The sequence below is a fragment of the Colwellia sp. C1TZA3 genome, assembly GCF_007954265.1.
Taxonomy (GTDB): Bacteria; Pseudomonadota; Gammaproteobacteria; order Enterobacterales; family Alteromonadaceae; genus Cognaticolwellia.
Window position 1 is genome coordinate 85473 of the sequence record NZ_VOLS01000011.1, and the last position, 7716, is coordinate 93188.

7 protein-coding genes and 1 pseudogene are annotated in these 7716 nt (G+C 38.2%); 4 read left to right on the forward strand and 4 right to left on the reverse strand.

The window, feature by feature from the left end:
- Nucleotides 1–37: 37 nt before the first annotated feature.
- From ESZ39_RS05420 to fliD, 3 genes are all read left to right on the forward strand, one after another.
- A complete protein-coding gene (locus ESZ39_RS05420; RefSeq protein WP_146878780.1) occupies nucleotides 38–1417 on the forward strand; it encodes a flagellin in 1380 nt (459 codons plus the stop codon).
- 164 nt (nucleotides 1418–1581) lie between these two features.
- The gene (locus ESZ39_RS05425; RefSeq protein ID WP_146878782.1) at nucleotides 1582–1980 is read left to right on the forward strand and encodes a flagellar protein FlaG; all 399 of its coding nucleotides are present in this window, start codon (nucleotides 1582–1584) and stop codon (nucleotides 1978–1980) included.
- 121 nt (nucleotides 1981–2101) lie between these two features.
- Nucleotides 2102–3526: a flagellar filament capping protein FliD gene (fliD, locus tag ESZ39_RS05430; protein ID WP_146878784.1), complete on the forward strand. Its 1425-nt coding sequence runs from the start codon at nucleotides 2102–2104 to the stop codon at nucleotides 3524–3526.
- A 290-nt stretch (nucleotides 3527–3816) separates the two neighbouring features.
- Here fliD and ESZ39_RS05435 read toward each other — a convergent pair whose 3' ends face one another.
- The 3 genes from ESZ39_RS05435 to ESZ39_RS05445 form a co-directional block, all read right to left on the reverse strand.
- A complete protein-coding gene (locus tag ESZ39_RS05435) occupies nucleotides 3817–4275 on the reverse strand; it encodes a hypothetical protein (RefSeq protein WP_146878786.1) in 459 nt (152 codons plus the stop codon).
- A complete protein-coding gene (gene fliS / locus ESZ39_RS05440; protein WP_146878787.1) occupies nucleotides 4275–4673 on the reverse strand; it encodes a flagellar export chaperone FliS in 399 nt (132 codons plus the stop codon). Before fliS ends, ESZ39_RS05435 begins: the two co-directional genes overlap by 1 nt.
- Nucleotides 4674–4746: 73 nt before the next feature.
- Nucleotides 4747–5031: a hypothetical protein gene (locus ESZ39_RS05445; protein WP_146878789.1), complete on the reverse strand. Its 285-nt coding sequence runs from the start codon at nucleotides 5029–5031 to the stop codon at nucleotides 4747–4749.
- Between the two features lie 433 nt (nucleotides 5032–5464).
- Between ESZ39_RS05445 and ESZ39_RS05450 the strand changes: the two genes are divergently transcribed.
- Nucleotides 5465–6943, forward strand: coding sequence for a sigma-54 dependent transcriptional regulator (locus ESZ39_RS05450; protein WP_146878790.1), 1479 nt, complete (start codon nucleotides 5465–5467; stop codon nucleotides 6941–6943).
- Between the two features lie 546 nt (nucleotides 6944–7489).
- Here the strand turns inward: ESZ39_RS05450 and ESZ39_RS17950 are convergent.
- Nucleotides 7490–7716: pseudogene (locus ESZ39_RS17950) on the reverse strand (IS4 family transposase); the annotation flags it as partial.

The window sequence follows — 7716 nt, forward strand, 5'->3', positions numbered from 1 at the left end:
ATTAACCACATATTATTTTGTACTTAGGGGTTCCATCATGGCTATATCAGTAATCACCAATACTTCTTCATTAAACGCACAACGTAACTTAACTAAATCTAGTAATGATTTAGCCACCTCAATGGAACGTTTATCATCAGGTATGCGTATTAATAGCGCTAAAGATGATGCGGCAGGTCTACAAATCTCAAATCGCTTAACTTCACAAATTAATGGTTTAGCTGTTGCACAACGTAATGCTAATGACGGTATTTCAATGGCACAAACGGCTGAAGGGGCGATGTCAGCCTCAACTGATATATTACAACGTATGCGTGAGTTGTCATTGCAATCAGCTAACGGCTCAAACTCTTCTGATGATCGTTCAGCTATACAGAAAGAAGTATCATCTTTACAAGAAGAATTGACACGTATCGCTGAAACTACTTCTTTTGGTGGTCAGCAATTGCTTAATGGAGATTTTGGTACTAAAAGTTTTCAAGTAGGTTCTAACGCAAATGAAACTATTTCGGTTTCTCTTGGTGATATATCATCAGACGCTATTGGTCAAGATTCTTTAACTACTGGTGGCACCCTTTTTGGTGACCCAGGAGCAATAGCTGGAACAACGTTCAGTAATTCAACAGGTACTACTACTAATATATCGGGAAACAAAGGTAGTTCTGGTGACGTAGATACGTCAGGTAATAATGCCCAACAATTAGCTGAGGTTCTTAATGCTCAAAACACCGGTGTTAAAGCGGAAACTAATATAACCGCAAAAATAGACGGGTTAACTTCAGCTGATACAGGTACGTTGACTGTCGGTACTGATACTTTTGATTTATCTACTTACAATGGCAGTTTAACCGAGTTGGCGTCAGATTTAGGAAAGTCTGGCTATGATGCAACGTTTGATTCAACTACCAATGAAGTGACTATAAATGCAACAGGCGTAGCGGGTATTTCGCTGGTTGGTGATGCTGCTAGTACAGCAGAATTAGATGGTCAACTTGGTGATGGTACTGGTGCAATTAAAGACTCAACAATAAGTTTAACATCAAGTTCAAGCTTCACTATTGCTAACGCAGCAGAGTTTGCTACTAATGGTAACTCCGCATTAAGCAAAGTTTCAGATGTTGATTTGTCAACTCAGGACGGTGCACAAAGCGCCTTAGCTGTTATAGATGCGGCACTGGCTTCAATTGATGGGGACCGTGCTGACTTAGGTGCGGTGCAAAACCGCTTTGATTACACTATCAGCAATTTATCTAATATCCAAGAAAATGTCTCCGCGTCACGTGGCCGTATTCAAGATACTGACTTTGCGGTAGAAACAGCGAATTTGACTAAAAACCAAATTCTGCAACAAGCAGGTACGTCAATCTTGTCACAAGCTAACCAATTACCACAAGCGGCATTAAGCTTGTTAGGTTAAGTCTCCAACTTAACTAGCATAGATTTTATGTTAGTGGCATAAGTGAAGGAAGGGGCTATTACTCCTTCCTTTTTACGTTTTATGGTTAATGAAGTTTTCACCTTAAAGTAACATTAATAATAGACAGTGCAGTCATGTGTTTAGGTGATAAAAAGGAGTTAGAGATGAATGTAACTAATACCGTCAATACCGCTGTTAGTGCAAGCAACCCAACGAATGTTGAATTAGTAAGTGATAAAATTGAGCGTGTCACTTTAAATAAAGCAGAAGTTGAAACAGCCCGCACTGAAGAGCAAAGTAGCACTAATAGTAATGAAGCAAGTAAAACACCGGCGATGACACTTGATCAGCTAGATAAAGTGGCGCAACAATTGCAGAACTTTATGGGTGACATGAATCGTAGTTTAGAATTTTTAGTCGATAAAGACTCGGGGCGCGATGTTATTAAAGTGCTTGATAAAAGCACGGGTGATTTAGTTAAGCAATATCCGTCGGAAGAAGTGTTGAGCATTATTGCTAAATTATCTAATGCGACCGGTACTTTGATAGATACCGAAATATAAGGTTTATTGATACTTATATTAGTGGTTATTATGTACTATTTATTATCTACTCTTGTAATGGCTATTATTTATTCAGGTATACTTTTAGCTAACACTTACTGCAACAAAAATTGGTGAAATTATGGTAGATATTGCATTTACAGGCATAGGCTCAGGTCTTCAGGTTTCTGAAATTGTTGATGCGATTGTCGGTGCTGAACGGGCGCCGTTTGAAAGTCGTTTAAATCGTCGCCAGGCTGCAATTACTACTGATATTTCTGCTGTTGGTGCGCTAAAAGGTGGTTTACAAAGTGTCGCTGATGCTATCGAAAATTTAGCCAGTGCAGATAAGTATCAACAAAGAAATATCAGTGGTTCTGATAGTTTTGTGGCATTAAGCAGTACAAAAATCGCCGAAGTGGGTAGCTATTCTGTTCAGGTTGACCAACTCGCTAGCACCCACAAGCTAGTTTCTGCTGGCATTGACAGTAGCGAAGCGGTGGGTGAAGGCACATTGTCTTTTGCCTCTGGTAGTAATAATTTTGATATTAGCGTATCAAATAGTGCGACATTAAATGACATTCGCGACTCGGTTAACGACAGCCTAAATAACGACTCAATTACCGCCACTATTATTACTGATGATAATGGCCAACATCTTGTTTTTACTAGTCAAGAAACTGGTCTTGCTAATGCCATTAAGGTCACTGTAAACGATGTCTCTGACGGCGACAATACTGACAATACTGGTTTGTCTCGTTTAGCATATGACGCTGATGCAGACTCACCTACCTTTGCAACCAACCTTTTGGAAACTAGTGCAGCAACAGACGCAAAAATAACCATTGATGGCTCATTAGTAGTCACCAATAGTAGCAATGAATTTGTTGATGCGATTGACGGCATCACTATTACAGCAAAGAAAGTACATGATGCTGACGACGATATCAGCAAGGCTAGCGTGTCTGAAAATAATAGTAATATTAAGTCAGGTATTGAGGGCTTTGTTAAAAGCTACAATGAACTGGTTGATCTTAGCAAGCAACTGGGTGCCTCAAGTGAAAACGGAGTAGGTCCACTTGCCGGTGACTCACTGTTACGTGGTGTCATGGGCAAATTGCGCCAAGAGCTTAGTAGTTCATTTGCCAGTAGTGGTAGTGACAATTTAACCTTAAACCAATTAGGCATTCGTGCCGATCGCTTTGGTAAATTAGAGTTGGATAGCGAAGATCTGAATGCCCAAATAGCACTAAATGTTTCAGGAGTACAAAACTTTTTTGTTGGCTCCGATGATGCCCCAGGTTTTGCTGCGTCACTCAAAACCTTAACTGACTTTTATACAGAGTCAGGTGGTTTAATTGAGGGACGAATTAACAGCAAGAATAACCAATTAACAAAAATAGATGACGAGCGCATCGATTTTACTAGGCGAATTGATTCACTAGAAGCACGATTGTTTGCACAGTACAATGCCATGGATTTGATTGTATCTAACTTGAATGCAACCAGTAGTTATTTAAAGCAGCAACTTGATAACCTGCCAGGTGTTGTGAGAAACAACAATTAATTATCACTGAAAAATAATACCTAACAAAATAACATTTCAGTGCGCTTAGTACTAAGCAATAAATAGCTTTAAGCGGTCAGTTAGTCATTAAAAAGAGCTGGCAGTTTTAAGTTCACTTGTAGGTCGGACTTCAGTCCGTCAAGCGTTAAACGGGTGATTAAGCCTGTGATCAAAAAAGCTCTACAGCGGGTATTATGTTGTTGAACAGTATTATGCTTAAACTGGTTAAACTCCATTTAATCAGTTTAAGAAAATTGCATGGCAATAGTAATGTTATCTACTGAGCAACTTTACAGTTTTTGATAAAGGTTTATCGCTTTTTTGTTTTTCTTTAAGGTTAAAATTTTAGACTTGGCTGATTGTTGAGTGCTATTTACTTTTTCGATCAGTTGGCTGTCGAGTGTCGCCATAGCTTGGAGTTGTACAAGGTGTAATTGTAATTCTTCAGTGCTAAAATGCTCAAATAACTGATAAATTTTTTCTTCTCTATGACTCATTAATTTGAGTAGCTTTGTGGTATTAATTTGCTTGCTATTATCCTGAAGGCTTGACTTTGTTATCGACTCTACCTCTTTTTTTTTACCTTCTACTAGACTCTCTATTCCACTCTCTATTCCACTTTCTATTCCACCTTTTATTTCGCTCTGACTTTCACTTTCATGCTTAATATCTGAGGCATCTAAAAGCTTAAGTAGCGTTTTAGAGGCCTCAATAATATCAGCTAGAGTTTCAACAGCGGTTAAAGTCACTAGAAGCTTACTTGTTGTTGAGTATCAAGTGGAATATTATCCCAGCCTGACTTGATAGGGATTAATATCTGAGCAATTTCATTGAGTTTATCAATATCATTACTGACACTTGCTGCCAGTAATTGTTCTGAGCAATAAACGTAGATAGACGCTAAATTACTTGATATTTCGCCCCCTTGTTTAAAATCAAGCGAGGCTTCTAATACGCCTATAATGGCGATAGCATTTGATAATTCAGTGCCTTTTTTAGCATAATTTTTTTGTGCGATAGCGCCTTTGGCGGTAGCAATGTTATCGAGTAACTTCTGAAATAACATAGCAACCAGCTGATAAGGCGAAGCCTGTTGCGCGGTGCTTTTATTAACTTGTTGATATTTTTTTAATGACGCGTGAATCATAGATATCTCCAGTTTTAATACAATAACTTTATTATACTAAAACATACTTGATTTAAAAATTAAATGTTATAAATTATAGTAAAGGCTGGTTATTAATGGTGACAGCAAAACCTTCGCTTTTAGCTTTTTCGTAAGCAGCGAGTAACACGCCGTGCTCGATAGCACTAGGGTCTTCAACGATACCGTTATCGGCAACTTCAATATTGTCCCAACCGCGGGTAACTAGGTATTCTTCTATCTGGGCAAGTTGGTCCTCTAGTGGCATATTCACTGAGAACATATTGAATTCGTGTCTGTCACCCTTATTAAAGCTGCCATTGTTTTCCATGAGCTCAGCTGTACCGTTAATAATTAACATTGAATCATTCCTATAAATTTTATTTTACATTTTACATTTACCTATTGTTTTTTGATAAGCTTATTTCATGCCAGTTTTTTTATATTTTTAATAATGATCAGTATGTATTATAAATACAAGTAGTTAGCTAGCTATTTAACGATAGATTTTACTGAGTTATCTAGCGGTGTTTAGTTGCTGTTTTTTTGACGCCATTAAATGGCCAATAAATTTACTGGGCTGAATTTAATTTTATCGATAAATATTTTCTTTGCCGATACTAAGGTTTAACTGACAATAAAATGACAGTTTAGCGTCAATTTATTGTTGATTAATCATTACAGCAAGTGAATAATAGCAACAGCTTATAATAATAAATGACTTGTTAGGGTCCTACGTAAGGTCACAAGCGCAAGGTTAATAAACGCAAAGTCAACAAATACAAGGGCAAAAAATGCAAGGGCAAAAATATATTTTAGTGGTCGATAATAACGCGACAAGACGCCATCAAATAGAAACAGTTTTAGCTTTTGTTGGTGAGTATTTTCATGTTTTTGCTGAAGAAGAAATTGAGCAATATTTAGCTGAAGTCCCCAATGTTCTGACGATTATTTTATGTGGTGACGTTTCTGAAAAGTTACAAAATATTATTAAATCTCAGCCAACTTACCCATTTATTTATCATGATGTTATTGATAAAAAACAACTGAGTGGTTATGTCAATGTCATTGGCGAACTGGCGACACCGCTAAACTATGCACAATTAACCGAGTTAGTGCATCATAGCCATCAATATCATAATAACCTGCCGTCAAAGCGTGGTTTTAATCGTCCAAACTCTTTATTTCGCTCTTTGGTGGGTACCAGTAGTGCAATGCAACAGGTACGATTTTTAATTGAACAAGTTGCCTCTACCTCGGCTAGTGTCTTGATCTTAGGTGAATCGGGCACGGGTAAAGAGGTAGTTGCTCGTAATATTCATAACTTGTCAGAGCGAAGTAAAGGGCCATTTGTGCCGGTTAATTGTGGTGCTATTCCCGCTGAATTATTAGAAAGTGAGTTGTTTGGCCATGAGAAAGGGGCATTTACTGGCGCTATTTCTACCCGCAAAGGTCGCTTTGAAATGGCGGAAGGTGGGACATTATTTCTTGATGAAATTGGTGATATGCCACAACCAATGCAAGTAAAATTATTACGTGTGTTACAAGAGCGAACTTTTGAACGGGTAGGTGGCGCTAAAAGTTTAAAAGCTAATGTGCGAATTGTTGCTGCGACACATCAGCATTTAGAAGACATGATTAAAACTAATCATTTTCGTGAAGATCTTTACTACCGCTTAAATGTTTTTCCTATTGAAACACCGGCGCTAAGAGAGCGAAAAGAAGATATTCCACTGTTATTGCAAGAGCTTATTTCGCGCTTTTCTGCCGAGCAAGGGCAGTCAGTACGCTTTACTGAACAAGCGATTGATTCGCTAAAAGAGCACACTTGGGCGGGTAATGTTAGAGAACTCTCTAATTTAATTGAACGGATGATCATCATGTATGGTGAGCAAGTGGTTAATGTTGGACAGTTACCACAAAAATACCGCCACTTAGATGTGGTTGACTTTCAACCTGAATACCCTGAAGAATTGCAAGAACGTGAAGTGATTAATGAAATGTTTTCAGGTTTTGATTATGACGACGAAGATGATGCTAGCACTGAAATTAGCTCAGAAGATTTGAGCGCTGTTAGTGGCAATACCGTTGATGTTTTGCCAAATAGCGGTCTGAACTTAAAAGAGTATTTAGCTGAATTAGAAATTTCGTTAATTAACCAAGCCTTAGGTAAAAATGATTGGGTTGTTGCTCGTTCAGCTGAACTTTTAGGTATGCGCCGCACGACTTTGGTGGAAAAAATGCGCAAATATAATCTCCAAAAAGTAAGTTAATAAAATTAGGGGTGGGGAAGTTTTTAAGTTTTGAGCTGTCAGCTTTAAGGGAAGAAATAGCTGTCAGTTTTAAGTTTAGTGATCGGTTTAGTTTTATCTCATCGGGTTAATTGCCTGCTTAGCGGTTGACGGACTAAAGTCCGACCTACAAAAAATAAGTGTCCAACGCTACACTATCACCCGTAGGATCGATGTAGGTTAGACTTCAGTCCATCAAGTTAAATGAAATTGAACCGTTTTCTTATACCTACAGAGCGATAAAAAATACATCGCGGCAGGTTTTTGCTGGCTCATCACATTAATCGCCCGCTTAACCGTTGACGGACTAAAGTCCGACCTACAAAAAATAAGTGTCCAACGCTACATTATCACCCGTAGGCTCGATTTAGGTTGGACTTCAGTCCATCAAGTTAAATGAAATTTAACCGTTTTTGTCACAAATGCCGATAAAAAAACAATACTCACAGTAAATGTTTGTTAACCCATGACATTAATCGCCCGCTTAACCGTTGACGGACTAAAGTCTGAGGAATCCCCACAAGTTACTCAATATAAACTATCTTGAATAAGTGTCTTCATGGCACTTAGTATCATTCTATCCGATAGATAATATCGTTTATGTTGCAGTACCCTTAACGCTAAATACCCATAAGATAACACCCGCTTCGTTTTTACAGAGTTTGCTTGAAATTGCAGATGATACCCTGCTGTTTCTGCCGCCTTACCCACACAATAGAGGTAAAATTGAACCATCATACTCAAGAGTAAAATAA